This is a genomic window from Novosphingobium sp. ERW19 (assembly GCF_012641315.1).
In the GTDB taxonomy this organism is placed as follows: domain Bacteria; phylum Pseudomonadota; class Alphaproteobacteria; order Sphingomonadales; family Sphingomonadaceae; genus Novosphingobium.
The window spans coordinates 428,597-449,517 of sequence record NZ_JABAIC010000003.1; the positions used below are offsets into that span (position 1 = coordinate 428,597).

General features: G+C 63.5%; 19 protein-coding genes. 10 read left to right on the forward strand and 9 right to left on the reverse strand.

The genetic code is table 11. The features are described from left to right. Positions 1-46: 46 nt before the first annotated feature. Positions 47-1,489: an AMP nucleosidase gene (locus tag HGI46_RS08190; protein WP_346766693.1), complete on the reverse strand. Its 1,443-nt coding sequence runs from the start codon at positions 1,487-1,489 to the stop codon at positions 47-49. Positions 1,490-1,658: 169 nt separating this feature from the next. Between HGI46_RS08190 and HGI46_RS08195 the strand changes: the two genes are divergently transcribed. Continuing rightward, positions 1,659-2,615, forward strand: a complete 957-nt coding sequence (locus HGI46_RS08195) for an amidohydrolase family protein (RefSeq protein ID WP_205525164.1) — start codon at positions 1,659-1,661, stop codon at positions 2,613-2,615. A 62-nt stretch (positions 2,616-2,677) separates the two neighbouring features. On the opposite strand, the gene rplI is transcribed toward HGI46_RS08195, so the two are convergent. Genes rplI through rpsF form a run of 3 tightly spaced genes read right to left on the reverse strand, consistent with a single transcriptional unit; the run spans position 2,678 to position 3,880 of the window. Then, positions 2,678-3,277, reverse strand: coding sequence for a 50S ribosomal protein L9 (gene rplI, locus HGI46_RS08200; protein WP_118073496.1), 600 nt, complete (start codon positions 3,275-3,277; stop codon positions 2,678-2,680). Positions 3,278-3,289: 12 nt separating this feature from the next. After that, positions 3,290-3,514: a 30S ribosomal protein S18 gene (gene rpsR, locus HGI46_RS08205; protein WP_011445073.1), complete on the reverse strand. Its 225-nt coding sequence runs from the start codon at positions 3,512-3,514 to the stop codon at positions 3,290-3,292. A gap of 3 nt (positions 3,515-3,517) precedes the next feature. Continuing rightward, a complete protein-coding gene (gene rpsF / locus HGI46_RS08210; RefSeq protein WP_039334770.1) occupies positions 3,518-3,880 on the reverse strand; it encodes a 30S ribosomal protein S6 in 363 nt (120 codons plus the stop codon). Between the two features lie 207 nt (positions 3,881-4,087). On the opposite strand from rpsF, the gene HGI46_RS08215 reads away from it, so the two are divergent. Further along, the gene (locus HGI46_RS08215; RefSeq protein WP_168903765.1) at positions 4,088-4,864 is read left to right on the forward strand and encodes an enoyl-CoA hydratase; all 777 of its coding nucleotides are present in this window, start codon (positions 4,088-4,090) and stop codon (positions 4,862-4,864) included. Positions 4,865-4,883: 19 nt separating this feature from the next. Here the strand turns inward: HGI46_RS08215 and HGI46_RS08220 are convergent, their stop codons facing one another. Then, positions 4,884-6,041 (reverse strand): acyltransferase family protein, encoded by a 1,158-nt coding sequence (locus tag HGI46_RS08220; protein ID WP_168903766.1) that lies wholly within the window; start codon positions 6,039-6,041, stop codon positions 4,884-4,886. A gap of 155 nt (positions 6,042-6,196) precedes the next feature. On the opposite strand from HGI46_RS08220, the gene HGI46_RS08225 reads away from it, so the two are divergent. Beyond that, positions 6,197-8,368, forward strand: a complete 2,172-nt coding sequence (locus tag HGI46_RS08225) for an EAL domain-containing protein (RefSeq protein WP_240946639.1) — start codon at positions 6,197-6,199, stop codon at positions 8,366-8,368. Positions 8,369-8,460: 92 nt separating this feature from the next. Continuing rightward, a complete protein-coding gene (locus HGI46_RS08230; protein WP_168903767.1) occupies positions 8,461-9,402 on the forward strand; it encodes a DUF808 domain-containing protein in 942 nt (313 codons plus the stop codon). A 27-nt stretch (positions 9,403-9,429) separates the two neighbouring features. Here the strand turns inward: HGI46_RS08230 and HGI46_RS08235 are convergent, their stop codons facing one another. Next, positions 9,430-9,690, reverse strand: a complete 261-nt coding sequence (locus HGI46_RS08235; RefSeq protein WP_168903854.1) for a hypothetical protein — start codon at positions 9,688-9,690, stop codon at positions 9,430-9,432. A gap of 329 nt (positions 9,691-10,019) precedes the next feature. On the opposite strand from HGI46_RS08235, the gene HGI46_RS08240 reads away from it, so the two are divergent. Further along, a complete protein-coding gene (locus tag HGI46_RS08240) occupies positions 10,020-10,553 on the forward strand; it encodes a GNAT family N-acetyltransferase (protein ID WP_168903768.1) in 534 nt (177 codons plus the stop codon). Between the two features lie 64 nt (positions 10,554-10,617). Here HGI46_RS08240 and HGI46_RS08245 read toward each other — a convergent pair whose 3' ends face one another. Next, positions 10,618-12,045: a Mur ligase family protein gene (locus tag HGI46_RS08245; RefSeq protein ID WP_168903769.1), complete on the reverse strand. Its 1,428-nt coding sequence runs from the start codon at positions 12,043-12,045 to the stop codon at positions 10,618-10,620. Between the two features lie 86 nt (positions 12,046-12,131). On the opposite strand from HGI46_RS08245, the gene HGI46_RS08250 reads away from it, so the two are divergent. From HGI46_RS08250 to HGI46_RS08270, 5 genes are all read left to right on the forward strand, one after another. Continuing rightward, positions 12,132-12,953: an LD-carboxypeptidase gene (locus tag HGI46_RS08250; RefSeq protein WP_168903770.1), complete on the forward strand. Its 822-nt coding sequence runs from the start codon at positions 12,132-12,134 to the stop codon at positions 12,951-12,953. 73 nt (positions 12,954-13,026) lie between these two features. Next, a complete protein-coding gene (fabD, locus tag HGI46_RS08255; RefSeq protein WP_168903771.1) occupies positions 13,027-13,962 on the forward strand; it encodes an ACP S-malonyltransferase in 936 nt (311 codons plus the stop codon). 4 nt (positions 13,963-13,966) lie between these two features. Then, the gene (gene fabG / locus HGI46_RS08260) at positions 13,967-14,731 is read left to right on the forward strand and encodes a 3-oxoacyl-[acyl-carrier-protein] reductase (RefSeq protein ID WP_168903772.1); all 765 of its coding nucleotides are present in this window, start codon (positions 13,967-13,969) and stop codon (positions 14,729-14,731) included. Positions 14,732-14,933: 202 nt separating this feature from the next. Beyond that, entirely contained in the window at positions 14,934-16,061 is a 1,128-nt protein-coding gene (gene dnaN / locus HGI46_RS08265) for a DNA polymerase III subunit beta (RefSeq protein ID WP_118073503.1), read from the forward strand. A gap of 154 nt (positions 16,062-16,215) precedes the next feature. Next, complete coding sequence (locus tag HGI46_RS08270) at positions 16,216-17,661, forward strand: globin-coupled sensor protein (protein ID WP_168903773.1); 1,446 nt, start codon at positions 16,216-16,218, stop codon at positions 17,659-17,661. A gap of 55 nt (positions 17,662-17,716) precedes the next feature. On the opposite strand, the gene HGI46_RS08275 is transcribed toward HGI46_RS08270, so the two are convergent. Beyond that, complete coding sequence (locus tag HGI46_RS08275) at positions 17,717-19,465, reverse strand: D-aminoacylase (RefSeq protein ID WP_168903774.1); 1,749 nt, start codon at positions 19,463-19,465, stop codon at positions 17,717-17,719. A 113-nt stretch (positions 19,466-19,578) separates the two neighbouring features. Next, positions 19,579-20,889 (reverse strand): FAD-dependent oxidoreductase, encoded by a 1,311-nt coding sequence (locus tag HGI46_RS08280; protein WP_118073506.1) that lies wholly within the window; start codon positions 20,887-20,889, stop codon positions 19,579-19,581. Positions 20,890-20,921: the final 32 nt, after the last annotated feature.

Consider the following 20,921-nt stretch of genomic DNA (forward strand, 5'->3'; position numbering starts at 1 on the left):
CCGCGAGCAAGGCTAGTTGCTCCGGATTGCCTTTCTTTTTGTGTCCTTATCGGAACGGCGGTTCGTTAAACGCGCGCAGCTTGCGGCTGTGGAGACGGGGGCCTTCCTGCCGCAGCAGGTCGCACGCGGTCGTGCCGATGGCGAGGTGGGCGGCGATGGCTTCCTCGTAGAAGCGGTTGGCCTGGCCCGGCAGCTTGATCTCGCCGTGGAGAGGCTTGTCGGACACGCACAGCAGGGTGCCGTAGGGCACGCGGAAGCGGTAGCCTTGGGCGGCGATGGTGGCGCTTTCCATATCGATGCCGACTGCGCGGCTGAGCGACAGGCGCCGGGCGGAATGGGTGTAGCGCAGCTCCCAGTTGCGATCGTCGGTGGTAACGATCGTGCCAGTGCGCATGCGCTTCTTGAGGTCGGTTCCGCCTTCGCCCGAGACAAGCTCCGCGGCCTTCTGCAAGGCCACCTGGACTTCGGCGATGGCGGGGATGGGAATCTCGGGCGGAAGGACCGGATCCAGCACGTGATCGTCGCGCAGATAGGCGTGGGCGAGCACGTAATCACCGATCTTCTGGGTTGGCCTCAAGCCGCCGCAGTGACCGATCATCAGCCAGGCCTCGGGGCGCAGGACGGCGAGGTGATCGCAGATCGTCTTCGCGTTCGATGGGCCGACACCGATATTGACCAGCGTGATGCCCGATTTGTCTGGGGCGACAAGGTGATAGGCGGGCATCTGATGACGGCGCCATGCCGTGTCGGACAGGCGCGCGCGGGCATTCTCGGTGCGCGCATCGAGCGAGAGGCCACCCGCGCCGGTGAGGGCAACGAACTTCTCGCCATCGATCTGCTGCGCGGCCCAATCGACGAACTCGTCGACATAGCGGTGATAGTTGGTGAACAGGATGTAGCGCTGGAAATCGTCGATCTGCGTGCCGGTGTAATGTGCCAGGCGGGCAAGGCTGAAATCGGTGCGCAAGCCGTCGAACAGCGATAGCGGCATCGGGCCATCGCCGACGGCATAATCGGCATCCGCGATTTCGTCACCGATGTGGGCGAGCTCTGTGGCGGGGAAGTGCTGCGCCAGTTCCTGCGGGTTTATGCGGCCGATCTGGGCACCGTAGGCACCGTCGAGCACATAGGGGAAGGGAATTTCCTGTCGCGAGGGACGAACCGCGATTTCGACCTCGAAGCCTTCGCGGATCAGGTCGATCTGCTCTTTCAGGTAATCATCGAACAGTGCGGGCCGCGTGACCGTGCAGGAATAGTGACCGCGCTGGGTGAGGCGCCCGAATGCGCGGCCGGTCGATTCGTGGCTGGGTTCCGCGTTGAGGCGGACGTGCAGTTCCGGGTAGCAGTAGCTGCCGTCGGTCCGCCGCTCGGCAGGGGGCGGGGTGCCGTGGTTGGCGTAATTTGCTATATCGGCCCGGAGGGTGGCGACGGCCTTGTCGTAGACGCGGGAAAGCTCGGCGACGATCGTTTCAGTTGTTTCCATCCCCACTTGTCTAGCGCGGCTGCGTGTCCCTGCAAAGACACCGCCATGCTTCCTGGACGGCCAACCCAAACAGCTCTTGCGCGTTGACCGGGTTCAACTGATAACGCTGTCATACATCACTGGGAGAGCCACGAAGATGCGCCTTGGACTGAGTTCGCTTGCGATAATCGCGCTGATGGGAGCGGGCTCTGCCTCGGCCCAGAACACTACTGCTGCCGTGGCACCGATCATCGACGTTCATATGCACGCCATGGCCGACGCGCCATGGGCGACGCCCGTGTGCCCGAACCAGGCCCGCTTCGAAGCCTCCGATCCGAAAAACGGGCCGGAAGCACCGTTCGGCTGGTCCAGCGAGGAGTGCTCGCCCAAGCTCTATCCGGCGCCGAAGGGCGAATACATGAAGGCCGTGCTGGCCGAGATGGAGCGGCTGAACGTGCGCGGCGTGGTGTTCGGCGATGTCGAGGCGGTCAAGAAGTGGCAGGCGGCGGCACCGTCGCGCGTCATTCCGGGCACAGCGTTCGGCCGGGTTGAAGGCAGCGATGCGGCCAAGCAGCTCAAGATGTTGGAAGTTGCCTTCACCAAGGACGGCTTCAAGGTCATGGGCGAGATCGGCCTGCAGTATGAAGGGATCTCGCCTTCGGACATGCGCGTCGATCAATATTTCGCGCTGGCCGAGAAGCTGGACATTCCGGTGGCGATCCACATGGGGACGGGCGGTTCGGGCCGGGCCAACATTGCCATGCCGACGTATCGCGGATCGATGGGTAACCCGCTGTTGCTGGAAGAGCTGCTGGCGCGACATCCGAAGCTACGGGTGCAGGTAATGCACGCAGGCTATCCGATGATCGACAACATGCTGACGCTGCTGCAGGCCAACAGCCATGTCTATGTCGATATCGCCGGCCTGATCTGGAGCTATCCCCGCAAGGATGTGAACCGCTATATCGAGCGGCTGGTTGACGCAGGGTTTGGCGATCGCGTGATGTACGGCACGGACCAGCTCGCCTGGCCGGGACTGATGGCCTACTCGATCGGGCTGATCCAGAACGCGGACTATCTCAGCCCTGAGCAGAAGCGCGACATTCTCTACAACAACGCCGCGCGCTTCCTGCGGCTTGAACCCGTGAAGTGAGGCCATAGAAAAAGGGGCGCCCCGAAGGACGCCCCCAATTCTGTTGCAAAAGCGATGAAGCCTCAGGCTTCGGTCGCTTCCTCGCCGCCTTCCAGCAGTTCGGCCGGGATTTCGCCCGGTTCTGCGTTCGGATCGTAGGCTTCGGTGAAGCCGCCGCTCTCGTTGTCGAACATTGCGTCGATGACGTTGACGCCCTTCGACTGCAGTTCGGCTTCGTCGGGCGAACGCGCGACGTTGACCTTGACGTTCACCGAGACTTCCGGGTGCAGCGAGACCTTGACGTCGTAGACGCCGAGGGTCTTGATCGGGCGTTCGAGCACGATCATGGCCTTGCTGACCTTGGCGCCCTGTTCGACCAGAGCGTCGGCGATGTCGCGAACCGAGACCGAGCCGTAAAGCTGGCCAGCGTTCGAAGCAGCGCGGATGAGCACGACTTCCTTGCCTTCGACGTTGCCCGATTCATTCTGGGCATCTTCGCGGCGGGCGGCGTTTTCGGCTTCGATGCGGGCGCGGTTGGCTTCGAAGACCTTGCGGTTGGCTTCGTTGGCGCGCAGTGCCTTCTTGTTGGGAAGAAGGAAATTGCGGGCGTAGCCGTCCTTCACGGTGACTTCGTCACCGATCGAACCCAGCTTCTCGATGCGCTCGAGCAGGATGATCTGCATGTTGGGCGCTCCTTACTTCACGATGTAGGGCAGGAGGCCGATGTGCCGGGCGCGCTTGATCGCCTGGCTCAGCTCACGCTGCTTCTTCGCCGAAACGGCGGTGATGCGCGACGGAACGATCTTGCCACGCTCGGACATGAAGCCCTGCAGCAGGCGCACGTCCTTGTAGTCGATCTTCGGCGCGTTCTTGCCCGAGAACGGGCAGCTCTTGCGGCGACGGAAAAACGGACGAGCCATGTCTTATTCCCCTTCGCGTTCGCGGCGACGGCTGCGCTCGCGATCGTTCTTGCGCATCATGACCGACGGGCCGGCTTCATGTTCGTCAACGCGGACGGTCATGTAGCGGATCACGTCTTCGTTGATCTGCGTCTGACGCTCGAGCTCGGCGATCACGTCGCCCGAAGCTTCGATGTTCAGCAGGACGAAGTGCGCCTTGCGGTTCTTCTGGATCTTGTATGCCAGCGAACGGAGACCCCAGGTCTCGGTCTTGGTGACCTTGCCGTTGTTGCTCTCGACGATTTCGGTGGCGGCGGCTGCGAGCGTATCGACCTGAGCCTGGCTCAGATCCTGGCGCGCGAGAAAGACATGCTCGTAAAGCGGCATGCTTTGTGCTTCCTTATCTAACTAACCGATCGCTGGCTTGTCCGCGGGATTGCGGGGCCCCTCCGGCTTTCTTCGGTTTCACGGGACATCCCGCGAAGGGGCGGCGCATAGCGATTCTGGCGTGGAAAGCAAGCCTGAACTTGGGTTGCAGTGGCTTGCCAAGGGCCCACGACATGCCTTTAATCGACCCCTTAAAGGAGATGCAGGATGCTCGTCAAAGTCGAACGCCACGATGGCGTGGCCGTGGTCACGATCAACCGCCCGGAAGCGATGAATGCATTGTCTTCGGCTCTGCGCGCTGCACTGGCGCAGGTGATGCGGGATATCGATGCCGACGATAGCATCCGCGCGGTCGTGCTGACGGGAGCGGGGGAGCGTGCATTCACTGCCGGGCTCGATCTCAAGGAGCTGGGGTCCGACACTTCAAAGCTGGGCGATGCCAACGCCGGGGAAGCCGAGCGCAATCCGGTCAAGGCGGTGGAGCACTGCCGCAAGCCGGTGATCGGCGCGATCAACGGCGTGGCCATCACCGGCGGCTTCGAACTGGCGCTGGCATGTGACGTGCTGATTGCCAGCGAGAACGCGCGCTTTGCCGATACCCATGCGCGCATTGGCATCATGCCGGGGTGGGGCCTGTCGCAGAAGCTTTCGCGCATGATCGGCATATCGCGAGCCAAGGAGCTTTCGCTGACGGGCAACTTCATCGGGGCCGAGCAGGCCTGCGCATGGGGGCTGGTCAACCGGGTGGTTCCGGCGGCAGACCTTCTCGCAACCTGCATTGCGCTGGCGCAGGACATGGCGAGCATCGAGCCGCGTATGACCATGGCTTACAAGGCCCTGATCGACGACGGCTATGCCTTGCCCCTCGGTGAGGCACTGGCGCTTGAAGGCCAGGTCTCCCGTGCGATGAATGGGAAGGTTGAGGCGGGCGAAGTCGAGGCTCGCCGCCGTGCGGTGATGGAGCGAGGCCGCACGCAAAGGTAAAGCGTGCCTGCGATGCTCGTCAGGAGCGCGCGGGTGAAAGCGGCGCGGCAGCAGAGGCGGCTTGCTTCAATGGCGCGCCACAGAACAGGATCGAGGTCAGGTTGGTGGTGCGGACGGCGAGGTAGCTCAACACCGCCAGCAGCAGGACGGCGGCTGCGCTGACCAGCCATTGCGCTTCGGCGGGCATGGGCAACGCCCGTGCCTGCGGCAGGACGATCATCGCCCAGACAAGGTGGAAGAGATAGATCGCCAGCGCACCGTCGACGAAGAAGGTGACGACCTTGCTCGGCCCTCTCACCGCCCAGGCCAGCAGGCGGAACAGAGCCAGCGACATGAGATAAGCCAGCGGCAGTTCGAGCGCGCGCAGGGTCAGCGTCCCTGCGAGATTGGGGTAGATTTCCTTGCAGAGCGCGGGTCGGATAAGCGGATCGAGCGGGACGTATGGCACCAGCAGAACCACGATGCCGGGGATGATCCAGCGGCTGCGCAGCGCAAAGATCCTCTCGCCAAGCTGGCCGTGCCATGCCAGCACGCCAAGCGCGAAACCCGCCGCGTGGAACACGTATTGCTGCCACAGCAGGGTTTCGCTCGGTGCGTTCGGGATGGGCGGGACCTGTTCGAGTGCGTAACGCAACAGGCCCCACAGCGCGAGGGAAGCCAGTAGTATCAGCCCTCCGGGGCCTTCGAGCAGCATGGCGCGCTGGACGCCGGAGCCGGGCCGCAAGCGCTGCATCGGTACGGCGGTGTATGTGACGCAGAAGCCCAGCAGCACGACCAGAAACCACAGATGATCGAGCGCCAGGGGCAGGCCGAGAAACGTCGGCGATGACTTGTGCAGCAGCAGGTCCTGCAGGTGGAACTGCAGAGCGCCGAGAGTGAGAAGGCTCGCCGCGAATGGCAGGCCAAGCCGCCGGGTCCGCTCCGCCAGCCACGCCTTTGTGCCTTTCCGCTCGCGGATCATGCCGGCAAAGTACCCGGCCAGCATGAAGAACGCGAACATGCGGAACACATGGGTGAGAGACGCCCAACCACCGATCAGCAGCGACTGCTGAAAGTCCACTGCGGGCGGCGTGCTCTCGAAGATTGCCTTGGTGGCAACGTGAAACGGCAGGCCCAGCAGCAGCAGCAAGGCGCGGGCGGCATCGAGATGGTGCAGGCGTTTCGCGGGCGAGGACATTGTCGCGCTTTAGCGGCTCACGCCCGTCTAAGCGAGATAGGCATTCCCATCCGTGATATCTTGGACTGACGGCGGGCGTTAGGGTGAAAGTAACCACCACCGTCTAGTCTGACACGCTGAAAATCCTGCAACTTTTGCTTGAACGAAACTGTCTGATGGTCAGAGGCATATTCAGGGGGCTGGGAAGGCAGGGGACTTCTGCAAGTGCAGACAGCTCTTCGGCGAAGACCCCTGTCAGCTCGCCAGCGTCCGATCACGTCGATTCAGCGGTCCGGCTTGCGGTTCTCGACGGGTTCGAAGAGGGCGGTCTCGGCTGGCTCTGGGCCACGGACGGCGAGGGCCGGTTGCGTTATATCACGCAGACGATTCTCGACCACGCCCAGTCTTATATCGGGCGCCCGTTCACGAGCGTGGTCGAAACCGACAGCAGCGCGGCTGCCGGCCAGCCGTCGCGTTCGCTGGCCTTCCAGTTTTCTGCCCACAGCCGGATATCCGATGTCATCGTGCGCTTTGCCGTCCGCCGGGATGACCAGCGCTGGTGGTCCTTGTCGGGACAGCCAATGTACACGCCGGAGGGCACGTTCACCGGTTACGTGGGCTTTGCCCGTGACGTGACGCAGGAATATGCGCGACAGCGAGAGGATGAACGCGCCGCCGAGTTCGACTCGCTGACAGGCCTCTTCAATCGGCATCGCATGACGCGCAGGCTGGATGCCATTCTGGCGGCCTACCGCGCCTCCGGTCGGTGTTGCAGCCTGCTGATGCTCGATCTCGACAAGTTCAAGCACGTCAACGATACGATGGGGCATCCCGCCGGGGACGAACTGCTGCGCCAGGTGGCCGATCGCTTGCGCAAGGTCGTCGGGGATCGTGGCGATATCGGCCGCCTGGGTGGCGACGAGTTCCAGGTCATCCTCCCGGATATCGAAGATCGTGGCCGCCTGGGCGAGATCGCCTCCAAGCTGATCCAGATGATTTCGCAGCCCTATGCCATTGATGGCAAGCGAGCGGTCATCGGCACTTCGGTTGGCGTTGCCGTGGCTCCCTACGATGGCGATGACCGCGAAACGCTGGTGGCATCGGCCGACCTTGCCCTCTATGCCGCCAAGAACGGCGGTCGCGGGCAATTCCGCTTCTTTTCGGCCGAGCTCAAGGACGAGGCGCAGGAGCGCACGATCCTTACCGAAGATCTGCGCGAAGCACTGGGGCGCGGTGAACTGGAATTGCATTACCAGCCTGTCGTCCGGATTGCCGACAACTACGTGGTGGGATTCGAGGCGCTGATGCGCTGGAATCACCCCGAGCGGGGAGCGATCGCGCCCTCGGTGTTCATTCCGATCGCCGAAGAGAGCAACCTGATCGTTCCCCTGGGCGAATGGGCCTTGCGGCAGGCCTGCTCCGATGCTGCGAAATGGCCTGACAACGTGCGCGTGTCCGTCAATGTCTCGGCCGTGCAATTTGCCGTATCCGGCTTCGTCAATGCAGTGGCATCTGCAGTGGCGACAAGCGGGATCGATCCGGAACGGCTGGAGCTCGAACTGACCGAGACCGTGTTCATGCGGGACAGTGAAGCTGTCGACGAAGTTTTCGCTTCACTGCAAGGCCTGGGCGTGCGTCTGGCGCTGGACGATTTCGGCACGGGGTACTCCTCGCTCAGCTATCTGCGTTCGGCTCCGTTCGACAAGCTCAAGATCGACCGCAGCTTTGTCGAGACCTGCGCGGCCAAGGACAACAACAGCGCCAAGATCATCTCGGCGATCATCGGTCTGGCCGAGGCGCTGGGCATGGAGACGACGGTTGAAGGCGTCGAGGCGTTCGATCAGCTCGACGTGGTGAAGAAGCGCGGGGCGAGGCTTGTGCAGGGGCATCTCTTTGCCCGCGCTATGCCCCTGGCCGAAGTGGAGAGCAGGCTCGAGAGCGGCGATCTGAAGCTTGAACCCAACGGTCCCAGGCGGCACCGTCCGGAGAGAAGGTCGGTATTCCGCCGTGTGACGGTGATCCACGAGGACCACCGCTACGAGGCCGTCATGCGCGACCTTTCACGGACCGGCGCACGGATCGACGGGTTGCTGGGCGTGCCTGTGGGGACCAGCCTTGTCGTCGACCTGGGCGGGGGGCAACTGGTCGTCTCGATGGTGGTGCGTTCCGAGGAGGCGGTGATCGGCGTCGAATTCGAACAGCCCTTGACGAGCGATGGTGCTGGCGGCCTGTGCACGCGTCATCGGGTGCCGCCGTCTACGCTACAAGCCGCTGGCGCTACTACCGAGCCGACAGGCAAGCCACGCTTTATCCAGGTCGCTGTGCCCGGCTCGCGCGAGAGAACCTGACAAAATTGCGCTGAACGGGACCCTTGCACTCGTCTCGTCGTTCCCGCACATCGAACTTTCGAATTTCCGCCTCTGCAAGGATCCCAACCAGAATGCCTACCGGCCTTGTCGCCCTGCTTGACGACGTGTCCGTCATCGCCCGTGCCGCTGCTGCCTCGCTTGACGATGTGAGCGCGGCTGCCGCAAAGGCTGGCACGAAGGCTGCGGGGGTGGTGATCGACGACGCAGCCGTCACGCCTTCGTACGTGACCGAGTTCACCCCGGATCGTGAACTGCCGGTCATCGCGCGGATTGCCAAGGGCAGCCTGTTCAACAAGCTGGTGATCCTGCTGCCCGCAGCATTGCTCTTGAGCGCGTTCCTGCCGTGGGCGATCACGCCCTTGCTGATGGCCGGGGGTCTGTTCCTCTGCTTTGAGGGTGCCGAGAAGCTCCTGGAGAAGCTGGGTGGCGAGAAGCATGGCGAAACCCTTGAGGATCAGCCCGCCGACGCCGCATCATTCGAGAACGAGCGCGTTTCCGGTGCAGTGCGGACCGACCTGATCCTGTCGGCCGAGATCATGGCGATCGCCCTGGCCGAAGTGGCCGATCAGGGCATCGTACAGCAGGCGCTGATCCTGGCACTCGTCGGCGTGGTCATCACCATCGCGGTCTATGGCACCGTCGGCTTCATCGTGAAGATGGACGATATCGGACTGCATCTTGTGAAGCGGACCTCGTCCGCGGCCAAGGCCATCGGCGGATTTCTTCTGCGGGCGATGCCAGTGTTGCTGGCAGTGCTGGCCACGGTCGGCACGGCGGCCATGCTCTGGGTTGGCGGCGGCATCATCCTCCATGGGCTGGAGGTGCTGGGCGTCCCGGGGCCGGCACACTTGGCGCATGAGGCGCAGCACTGGGTGGAACAGGCAACGGGCGCACTGGGCGGAGTGCTCGGCTGGCTTACCTACGCCGTACTTTCTGCCCTTGTCGGCGTGGTGCTGGGCGCGATCGTCGCCTTTGTCGTGCATGCCATTGGCAAGGCCCGCGGCAAGCACTGATCCCACTGGGGGCCTGGCCCTTGGGCATCACGCGGCAAAACGTACCGGCGTCGGCTTGGGCGGATGACCCTCGCGATAGTGACGAATGGCAAATTCGCTGACGAGCCGTTCGAACACGGCATCGTGAAGCCGATGTTCGAATTCGAGACCTGACACGCGGTCCCGGCTCCACACCACGAACGCGAGCTTGGGCTGCAGTCCGGGCAGCATGAGGTAGATTGGCTCATCGATCCGCAGCTTGTCCAATCCCTCGATGCGCGCACCGTATGGATTGAGATCCTTAAGCATAACCGTTGACCGTTTTGTCCCGTGCTTGCACCGCACGGGAAGCTCGATTCCGACGCGCGGTGCACGGCGCTGTGCGTCATACTCGTCAGAACCAGTTTCCAGCCACATGAGCGAACCTCCTCTTGCGTTAACCACATGCGGAAGGACGGCTGGAAGCGGTGGGGATTCAGGGCGCTAGGTGTTTCCCCGCAGGAGGTGCGCAGCAGCGCAAGTGACTCTGCGTTGTTTGCAAGCGGCAAGCCTCGCCCCGTTGCGCTGAATCAAGGTTGGCGCGGCGAACGATGGTAATCCCGGACGCAACGCTTCGGCACACCCAAGGAGATCATCCCATGACCGCCACGACCCTCGCCGACCTTGCTCCGGTCCGCCCGTATGAGACCCGCGATGGCACCCGGCTCGACGTGCGAGCAGCCTTCGCCGAGGATGAGCAAGCGCTTGAGGCATTCTTCGCCGCAGTCAGCGACGATGACCGCCGCTTCCGCTTTCTGGCGGCAAGCCGGCATGTGGGGCACGAGCAGCTCGCTCCGCTGACTCATTGCGATCACTGGCGCACGGAAAGCTTTCTGGCTTTCGAGCATGAAACCGGGGTGCTGGTCGCTTCTGCCATGCTTGCTTGCGATGCCGCGATGGAGACCGGCGAGATCGCCGTTTCGATCCGCAGCGATTTCCGCGGCCGAGGCATCGGTTGGGCGATGCTTGATCTGCTCGGGCAGGAAGCGCGCAAGCGTGGGCTTAAGCGCGTGATCTCGATCGAGGACCGCGACAACCATGCAGCAATCGAGCTTGAACGCGAACGCGGCTTCCGTACTCTTGGCATTGATGGTGACCCGCACCTCGTGCTGCTGGAAAAGCGCTTCGACTGATTTTGCCCTCGGGTCGCATCGAGGGGGCGGACGTGGTGCTGCAGCCGCGTCCGCCATATCCAAGTCACGTCAATCGCGTCAGGATTTCGTGGGCAAAGCTGGAAAGCGTGTCGTCGCGCGCGCCCATGATCACCACCCGATCACCCGGACGGGCGAGGGCGGTGATCCGTGCCGCGCAGTCGTCGCGCAAGGGAATGTATTCGGCCTGGCCGCCATGTTCGCGGATCAGGGCGACGATCCGCTCGGAGCCGACCGAACGGTCGACCGTACCGCCGAAATAGACCGGATCGCACAGGATCGACACGTCGCCCGAGGACAGGCGCGTGGCAAGAACCTCTGCCAGTTCATGCCCCATCTGGCGCAAGGGGCCATATCCGTGCGGTTGGAAGAACGCGATCACCCGGCCTGGATGGGCTTTCAGCGTGGCAAGTGTTGCCGCAACCTTCTCGGGATTATGACCGAAGTCGTCGATCACGGTAATCCCGGAAGGTGAGGTGCCGACAATATCGAAACGGCGGGCAAGGCCGGAGAAGGTGGCGAGGTGGCCAACCGCTTCTCCAAGCGGCACGCCGGCGGCCTTGGCTGCTGCCAACGCGGCAAGGGCATTGGCAAGATTGTGCCGCCCGGGAATCCGCAGCGCAATCGGCCATGTCTCGCCGGTGGCTCTATCGAGGATGCTGGCGGCAATGGAAGTGGGCTGCTCGATGATGGAGCCAGCTTCAACCGAGATATCCGCGCTGGCCGCAAAGCCGAAGGTCAAGGTCTGGCGACCGCGATCCAGCAGGGCGAGGCTCTCGGGATCATCGGCGTTGACTACCGATATCGCGGCGCGTGCCAGGAAGGCGCCAAACAGTTCGCGCAGTTCTTCCAGGCTCTTGTGATCGAGACTGACGTTGTTGAGCACTGCAATCGTGGGGTTATAGAGTGCGATCGAGCCATCGCTCTCGTCCACTTCCGAAACGAAGACGCCGCCTGTGCCGACCCGCGCCGAAGCAAACGGCGCGTCCGGGGCGACGAAGTTCTTCATCACTGCGCCATTCATGATTGTCGGGTCGCGTTCGGCTGCGGTCATGATCCAGCCAATCATGCCCGTGACGGTTGACTTGCCGCTCGTCCCGCCCACGGCGATGCTCTGCGGTGCCGCATTGAACAGCGCTGAAAGAAGTTGCGCGCGTGACATCCGCTCACAGCCCAGCTCTTTCGCGCGGACCACTTCGGGTACGGTGTCTTCGACCGCTGCCGAGGCGACCAGTACCTGCCTTGCCGACACCATGCCCGAGCCGTCCTGCGCCAACAGGTCGATGCCAAGGCTTTCCAGCCAGGCGAATTTTTCAGGCGTGCGTCCCTGGTCGCGGCTACGGTCCGATCCGGCGACGCGCGCGCCCATGCCTCGCAGGATCAGCGCGAGAGGCAGCATCCCTGAGCCGCCAATTCCGCAGAAGAACCAGTCACGCGCAGTCAGGTTGGTGGAGGCATCGGAGGCGATCGTCATGCTGCTGCGGTATGCGTCTGCAGCGCCGGTGACAACCGTTCGATTGCCGCTTTTACCGCAGCCGTGAAACGGGCTAGGGATGGGGGGTGACCAGACGCATCGCCATCTGCGCCCCATCCACGCCGTTCACGCGCGAAGACGCTGCGCGGGTCATGGCCTTGGCACACGCCGAGTTTCCGGGGCTGGATCTGGTGTTTCACGATCAGTGTTTTGCCAGCGAAGGGCATTTTGCCGGCCCTGACGAGGTGCGCCTTGAGGCCTTCGTAGCCTGTGCCAACGACCCTGCTTTCGACGCGGTGTGGTTCGTGCGGGGGGGGTACGGCGCCAATCGGATCGCCATGGATGCCCTGCCGTTGCTGGAAGCTCCGGCTTACGACAAGCAATACCTCGGCTATTCCGATGGCGGGACCTTGCTGGCATCGCTCTTTCGTGCCGGAATCGGCCAGAGCGTCCATGCGCCGATGCCGGTCGATCTGCGGCGCGAAGGCGGCGAGGTTGCGGTGCGCAGGACGCTGTCCTGGCTGCAGGGCGATCCGGCAGGGCTCGAGCCATCGTTGGCCGATGGCCAACCTGCCGTCGCGTTCAACCTGATGACGCTTGCCATGCTGTGCGGCACGCCGCTTCTGCCGGACCTGCGCAATCATGTCGTGATGGTGGAAGAGGTGGCCGAGTACCACTACGCGGTCGACCGGCTGCTCTTTCACGTGACGAATTGCCTGGCGCTTGCAGGAATCGCTGGCCTTCGCCTTGGCCGGGTCAGCCAGGTGCCGGAGAATGACCGGCCTTTCGGATGGGCGGTAGAAGAGATGGTCCACCATTGGTGCGCGAAGACCGGCATCGCTTATCTGGGGGCGGCGGATATCGGGCATGACGTTGACAACAAGATCGTGCCCTTCGGGCTTGCCTGATACAGATCGCGGCAATAGGGCGCGCCACCACGAAAAGGCTGCAAGGCAGACCGGCAGGACTTAGGAGACTTCGATGCGATCATTCGTTTTTCCGGGGCAGGGCAGCCAGAAGGTCGGCATGGGCCTTGAGCTTGCCGAGGCCAGCGCTGCTGCCCGCGAAGTGTTCGAGGAAGTTGATGACGCGCTCGGCCAGAAGCTCTTCCAGATCATGAAGGAAGGGCCGGAGGATGTCCTCACCCTCACCGAGAATGCGCAGCCTGCGATCATGGCAAATGCCATGGCCGTGCTGCGCGTGCTGGAAAAGGAAGGCGGCATCACTCTGGCCGAGAAGGCCGATTTCGTGGCCGGGCACAGCCTTGGCGAATATACTGCGCTTTGCGCGGCGGGCGCGTTCAGCCTTGCCGACACGGCCCGCCTGCTGAAGCTGCGCGGCCAGTCGATGCAGGCTGCGGTGCCGGTCGGGCAGGGCGCGATGTGCGCATTGCTTGGTGCCGACATTGAGAAAGCCACCGCTCTTGCCGAAGCTGCTGCCGAGGGCGAAGTCTGTACTGTCGCCAACGACAACGACCCGACGCAGGTCGTGCTTTCCGGTCACAAGGCCGCGATCGAGCGCGCGGTGGCGATGGTCAAGGATCACGGCATCAAGCGCGGCGTGCTGCTGCCAGTCTCGGCGCCATTCCACTGCCCGCTGATGCAGCCGGCTGCCGATGCCATGGCCGAAGCGTTCGAAAAGACGCCGCCGTCCGCATTGCGCGTTGCGCTGTTCGCCAATGTCACTGCGGCAGTCGTGACCGACCCCGCCGAAGTGAAGCGCCTGCTGGTCGAGCAGGTCACCGGCCGTGTCCGTTGGCGCGAAAGCGCGATCGCGATGAAAGATGCCGGCGTCGAGCAGTTCGTCGAACTCGGCGGCAAGGTCCTTGGACCCATGATCAACCGCTCTGTCGCCGACGTCTCCGTCACCAGCGTCATCGGCATGGCCGACATCGAAGCCATCCTCAAGGAGCTCTGAGCCCATGGAAAACCGTCTTTTCGACCTCAGCGGCATGACCGCGCTCGTCACCGGCGCTGCCGGGGGCATCGGCTCATCGATCTGCCATGCGCTGGCCAGGCAGGGCGCCCGCATCGCTCTGTCGGGCACCAATCCCGCCAAGCTGCGCGCCTTCCGCGAGGAGCTGAACGAGACATACGGTCACGATCACGTCGAGATTACCTGCGACCTGTCGAACACCGAGCAGGTCGAGCATCTCGTTCCGGCGGCGATGGACACGCTGGGCAAGCTCGACATCCTGGTCAACAACGCCGGCATCACGCGCGACAACCTCGCCATGCGGATGAAGGACGAGGAATGGGATGCGGTGATCCGCGTCAACCTCGAAGCCGCGTTCCGCCTGATGCGCGCGGCGACCAAGCCGATGATGAAGGCGCGCTTTGGCCGCATCGTCACCATCACCAGCGTTGTCGGTGCAACGGGCAATCCCGGCCAGGTCAATTATGCAGCGGCCAAGGCCGGCCTTGTCGGCATGTCGAAGTCGCTGGGTCAGGAACTGGCAAGCCGCGGCGTCACCGTGAACTGCGTTGCGCCCGGTTTCATCCGCACGGCGATGACCGACGTCCTGCCCGATGGCCAGAAGGACGCGCTCAACGCGCGCATCCCGATGGGCCGGATGGGCGAAGGTTCGGACATCGGCGCCGCCGTCGCCTATCTCGCCTCGAAAGAGGCGGGCTATGTCACCGGCCAGACGCTGCATGTCAACGGCGGCATGGCGATGATGTCGTAATGCTCTCCTGAGCCCCGCCACAGGCTGATTCTGGCGGTTTTATCCCCAACTTAGGGGACAAGGGCGGGGCCGGTGCTTGCCGAGTCCCGCCTCTGCGTTAAGACAGATAGTCCGAACCAAACGCCGGGGAGCGTGATTCCCCGGTTCAGCCATATTCACGGGGCAGGGCCGTCCGGCCGCTCCCGGGGGGATCGAGACGAGAATGAAGGCGACGATCGAACGCGCGACGCTCCTGCGCTGCCTGTCCCACGTCCAGTCGGTGGTCGAGCGCCGGAACACGATTCCGATCCTGTCCAACGTGCTGATCGAGGCTGCGCCCGACAGCACGGTCCGCCTCATGGCGACCGACCTCGATCTCCAGATCGTCGAGACCATGGCCGCCGTCTCGGTCGAAAGCCCGGGCGCGATCACGGTTTCGGCGCACCTGCTGTTCGATATTGCGCGCAAGCTTCAGGATGGCTCGCAGGTCAGCCTCGAAACGTCCGACAATCGCATGATCGTCAAGGCGGGCCGCAGCCGCTTCCAGCTGCCGACGCTGCCGCGCGATGATTTCCCGGTGATCGTCGAGGGTGACCTGCCCACCAGCTTCGAGGTTCCAGCGCGCACGCTGGCCGAACTGATCGACCGCACCCGCTTCGCGATCTCGACCGAAGAGACGCGCTATTACCTCAACGGCATCTTCCTGCACGTTTCGGACGATGCGCAGCCCGTTCTCAAGGCCGCCGCCACCGATGGCCACCGCCTTGCCCGCTTCACCATCGCGCGCCCCGAAGGCGCCGAGGGCATGCCCGACGTGATCGTGCCGCGCAAATGCGTGGGCGAACTGCGCAAGCTGCTGGAAGAAGTGCTCGATTCCGCCGTCCTGATCGACCTTTCGGCCAGCAAGGTGCGCTTCACCCTTGGCGGCGAAAACGGCGTTGTGCTCACCAGCAAGCTGATTGATGGCACCTTCCCGGATTACAGCCGCGTGATCCCGACGGGCAACGACAAGCTGCTCAAGCTCGATCCGCGCTCGTTCTTCGAAGGCGTCGATCGCGTGGCAACCATCGCTACTGAAAAGACCCGCGCCGTGAAGATGGCGCTGGAGAACGATCGCGTGACGCTCTCGGTCACCAGCCCGGACAATGGCACCGCCGCCGAAGAGCTTCCGGCCAGCTACGCTGCCACTGGCTTCGAGATAGGCTTCAATGCCAACTATCTCAAGGACATCCTCAGCCAGATCGACGGCGACACGGTCGAACTGCACCTTGCCGATGCTGGTGCGCCAACGCTCATCCGCCGCGATGAGAAGTCGCCGGCACTCTACGTGCTGATGCCGATGCGCGTCTGATAGTCCGCCAGCAAGCGGCTGGGCAAGGCGCCCAGCGTTTGCTTAAACTAGGTTAATGTGGGCGTTCCTGCTCCTTAAGTAGCGCCACTCTTGGACCAATTACCGTATTTGAAGCGGCGGATGACATGTTCGGTCTCATACAGGAGTACCGAGCATGTCGAGTTCCTACGATCCGCAGGCAGTGGCCAAGAAGCTGGCCTTCTTCAATATCGGCAGCGATGATCTGGCGCGCTTTCCGGAGATCGCATCGGCGCTGCGCAAGCATGCCCCGCCTGCTCTGGACAACCTTTACGACCAGATCTCGGCGACTCCGGAGACGTCTCGCTTCTTCGGTTCGCGCGCCGCGATGAACCACGCTCGCGACAAGCAGATCGACCACTGGGCCGGGATGTTTGGCGGTTCTGTCGACAAGACCTACTTCGACAGCGCCGAGCGGATCGGTAACGTGCACGCCCGGATCGGACTGGAGCCGGGTTGGTACATCGGGGCCTATGCCTCCGTGCTTGAGAACATCGTCAACAAGATGTTCGCGGGCTTCACGGCAATCTTCCGTCGTCGGCAATTGGCCAAGTCTGTCGGTTCCATGATCAAGATGGCGCTGCTGGACATGGAGGTGGCGCTTTCGACATATTTCAAGGCCGAGGAAGCAGCGCGCGTTGCGGTGATCGACGAAGTGAGCGCAACCCTGCGCGCCATGGCCGAAGGTGATTTTGCCACTCCGGTGCCGGATTTGCCGACCGCGTTTGCGGAACTGCAGAAGCATCTCGACGGCATGCGGGTTCAGGTGTCAGGCGTCTTGCGCAACGTGGCCGATACATCCGGCTCAGTCGACGTCGGGGCCAAGCAGATCCGCCAGGCTTCCGACGATCTGGCGCGCCGTACCGAGCAGCAGGCGGCAAGCCTGGAAGAAGCGTCGGCAGCGGTTACCGCGCTGGCTTCGACCGTCAATACCACGGCAGGCGATGCGGCGCACATGCACGATTCGGTGCAGCAGGCGCATGGTGAGGCGATGCGGGGCGGCGAAGTCGTCAGCGAAGCGGTCCAAGCCATGAACGATATTCACAATTCGGCGCAGGAAATCGGCAAGATCATCTCGGTTATCGATGGCATCGCGTTCCAAACAAACCTGCTTGCGCTGAACGCGGGCGTAGAGGCGGCCCGTGCAGGAGATGCCGGCCGGGGATTCGCAGTGGTGGCGACAGAGGTTCGCGCGCTGGCGCAGCGGACTGCGGACGCAGCGCGCGATATCAAGCACCTGATCACGGCCAGTTCGACCCAGGTGGAGCGGGGCGTAAGCCTCGTGGGGCAGACCGGCGATACATTCGCCCTGATCGTGGAGCAGGTCGGCCACGTCGCCCAGCTTGCCAGCAGCATCGCCGCGATGGCGCAGGATCAGGCGGGCAGCATTGGCCAGGTTCGCGAGACCGTGCGGGAAATGGACACCATGACCCAGCAGAACGCAGCGATGGTCGAGCAAGCCACGGCAGCGGCTCGAAGTCTGGCGGGCGAGGCCAACCGCCTGTCTTCTCTGGTTTCGCAATTCAGGCTTGAAGGCAATTTCGGCCATTCTGCGAATGCAGCGTTCCGCAACGCTGCCTGAATGCGCATGAAATCCAGCAGGCCCGCTCCCGAATGAAGGAGCGGGCCTGCTTGCGTCACTCTGCTGCTTCGAGGAGATCCGCCCGCTGCGGGCCGCGGATGAGCACGCCCGGCGTCGCCCCGGTCCATTCTCCCTTGCGGAAGGTCACCTTGCCGCCCTTGATGGTATAGTCATACCCTTCCGCCTTCTGGAGCAGGCGCTTGCCCCCGGCAGGCAGATCGAACGCCAGCCAGGGCTTGAGCAACTTGACGTTGTCGAAGTCGATGATGTTGATGTCGGCCAGATATCCCGGTGCAAGCACGCCGCGATCGTCAAGCCCGTAAAGCCTTGCAGTGTCATGGCACTGGCGCTTGACGGCATGTTCCAGGCTGATCCTGCCGCCACGCTGGCGATCACGCACCCAGTGCTGCAGCATGAACGTCGGGCTTGCCGCGTCGCAGATCGTTCCGCAATGCGCGCCGCCATCGGACAGGGAGTTCACGGTATCCTCTGAAGCTTGCAGTGCCTCCAGAAAGTCGAGGTTTCCATCAGCGTAGTTGAGGATCGGCAGGTAGATGAAGCCTGTCCCGTCGCTTTCCATCAGCCGGTCGTAAGCATAAGCAGCAGGCTCAACGCCGGCCTGCCTTGCCCTGTGCAGGATGCTGGCCTCGGCTTGAGGCTCGTAATCGAAGCCGTCGTCCATGATGAACTGGTTGTGCCAGCCTTCGGATATCATCATCAGCAGGCCGATGATGTCGCTTTCCGGGTACTCGTTCGCCTCGGACAGGACTTTTCCGCGGAAAGCCGGGTCCTTGAGTTGGGCGAGTTGCTGATCCCACGGTAGATCGGCGATTGCGGCGTAGCTGGGGCGGAAGCGGAAGGGATGGATCGTGCCCTGCCAGGCCATGATCACGCCATTTCCGCGCAACGCAATCTGGGCGACAATGTTCGCCCCTTGCGCATTCTCCCGGCGCATTTCCGCGATCTGTTCCTCGAGCGGCATTTCCTTGGCGATTGACTGCAGCGCCGCATAAGTGACGGGAAGGCCCGTTTCACGGCTCAGGGCACCCATCCAGCCGAATTCGTTCCACTCGCGTCGCATGTCGGACGCCATTTCGAACACGCCATGTCCGACCCGGCCCATCGCCCGGCCGATCTCGATCAGTTCCTCGGCCGTCGCGGTGGTGCCGGGGACCACTTCGCCGTCGACCGACTTGTGGATCACCGTGCGGCTCGTCGAAAAGCCAAGGGCACCGGCACGCACGCCTTCCTCGACGATCTCTGCCATCTTGCGGATGTCATCCTCGGTCGGGATCGCACCCGGTTTCTCGCGGTCACCCAGCACGTATGCGCGTACTGCCCCGTGCGGCACGTGGGTGCCGATATCGACCGCGCGCGGCATCTTTTCCAGCGCGTCGAGGTACTCGGGGAAAGTCTCCCAGTCCCACGTCATGCCTTCGGCAAGCGCGGTGCCGGGAATGTCCTCTACGCCTTCCATCAGGCCGATCAGCCAGTCGTGCCGGTCAGGCGCTGCGGGTGCGAAGCCGACGCCGCAGTTGCCCATCACGACCGTCGTCACGCCATGCCACGAGGAAGGCGCCATTTCCGCGTCCCACGTTGCCTGGCCGTCATAGTGCGTGTGCACATCGACCCAGCCCGGTGCCACGACGCGGCCGGTGGCGTCGATCTCCTCGGCGGCATCGCCGCGTACGGTGCCGACGGCAGCAATGAGGCCATTCTTGACGGCCACGTCGCCGGTAAAGCGGGGCGCACCGGTTCCGTCGACGATCGTTCCATTGCGGATGATCAGGTCATAGGCTGGCATTAGCTGGCTCCTTCTCCCCGCGCAGGCCGACTCGATCCGGCGGCCCGTCGCGTTAACCGGGCGATTAAGTCAGAGGTTTGCCCGAGGGTCAACCGTGCGGGCAAGGCGTTGCATCAATCGTGGCCGCTGGCCCTGATCATCTCTTCGACGTCGACGAACTTCTCGCGCGGGGCATCCTCCCGTGCGCGGGACGTCTCGGCTTCCTCGATCTTCTTCCAGTCATCGAAACTGACCACGTCCAGCTTGCGCGCGACTGCCAGGGCATCGAAGCCCACGCGCCCGGTCTTGCGCTGGCCTTGCGGAAAGTCCTCGGCGATCATTTCAACCACGCCGAAGCCATCCGGACGGTTGGTGCCGATCGTGCCCGAAGGCCCGCGCCGCGCCCAGCCCACGCAATAGAGGCCGGGGAGGATGCGCCCTTCGTCATTGGCAAAGCGGCCGGCGCGATCGTCGAATGGCACGCCCTCGATCGGCGAGGTCTGATAGCCAATGCACGAGATCACGAGGTTTGCCGGTATCTCGTAGAACTCGCCCGTACCCACGGCGCGGCCCGCCTCGATACGGGTCCGCTCGACGGAAATCGCCCGCACCTTGCCTTCGCCGATAAGGCCCCGGGGCGAGGCGAAGAAATCGAACTCCACCTCCAGCGGCAGGTCGGCGCGGTGGCTTTCCGGGATCGCCGCGAACGAGCGCAGATGTGTCACGGACTTGCGGATGCCCGGTTCGAGCAGCGCGTCCTCCACTTCCTCGGGCAAGTCGCGCGGGTCGACCCACGGCGCAGTGCGGGAAAGGTGGCCAAGCTCGCCCAGTTCCTTGGGCGTCATCATGATCTGGTGAGGTCCGCGCCGTCCGAGAATGACGATGCGCTTGATCTTCGATGCCATCAGCCCTTCGAGCGCATGCGCCACGATGTCGCTTCCGGCAAACTCCTCGCGCGTCTTGGAAAGAATGCGCGTCACGTCGAGCGCCACGTTGCCCATGCCGATGACCACCGCGGTGTGGCCGGAGAGGTCGGGGTCGAGCGCGGCGAATTCGGGGTGGCCATTGTACCAGCCGACGAAGGCCGCGCTGCCGAATACGTTTTTCAGATGGTCGCCCGGAACGCCGATGTCCTTGTCACGCGGAGCGCCGGTGGCGAGCACGACCGCGTCATACAGGCCCTGCAGTTCCGCAATCGAGACGTCCTGGCCAACCTTGACGTTGCCGACGAAGCGAACGTTGTCGGCAAGGGCGGTCTGTTCGTAGCGCCGGGTTACACCCTTGATCGACTGGTGATCAGGGGCAACCCCGAAGCGAATGAGACCGTAAGGCACGGGCAGCATGTCGAAAATGTCGATGAGGACGTCATCGCCCCACTGCTTTTGCGCGGCTTCCGCGGTGTAGTACCCGGCCGGTCCCGAACCGACGATCGCGATATGCCGCATGGCCTCTCCTCAGCCTTTCGAGTCTTTGGCCG